The organism is Streptomyces sp. WM4235, from assembly GCF_001279725.1.
GTDB lineage: Bacteria > Actinomycetota > Actinomycetes > Streptomycetales > Streptomycetaceae > Streptomyces.
Window position 1 is genome coordinate 1 of the sequence record NZ_LGDE01000341.1, and the last position, 348, is coordinate 348.

Here is a 348-nt window from a genome sequence, read left to right on the forward strand (position 1 = left end):
GCCGCCGCGGCCGCCGTCGTCACCGTCGCGTGCGCGGCCCGGGTGCGGCGCGGCTGACCAGCGGAGAACCGTTTCGGCTGGCGGTGCGTCCTCCCTCGTGAGAAACGCGTACGCACGCGTCATCGCGCGACCGGAGCGGAGTGAACGACCATGGGCATCGTCGGCTGGATCATCCTGGGGCTGCTCGCCGGAGGCATAGCCAAGCTGCTGCTGCCCGGACGCGACCCCGGCGGCCTCATCATCCCCCCCCTCATCGGCATCGCGGGCGCCTTCACCGGCGGCTGGCTCTCCGCGAGGTTCCTGGACCGGCCGATCCAGAACGAGTTCTTCGACGCGGCCACCTGGGGC

Annotated in this window: 1 protein-coding gene; it reads left to right on the forward strand. The window is 72.4% G+C overall.

Annotation, left to right across the window (positions count from 1 at the left end; all coding sequences use genetic code 11):
* Window positions 1–150 precede the first annotated feature (150 nt).
* A partial coding sequence (locus tag ADK55_RS22070; protein ID WP_053681349.1) for a GlsB/YeaQ/YmgE family stress response membrane protein occupies window positions 151–348 on the forward strand: 198 nt, incomplete at its 3' end.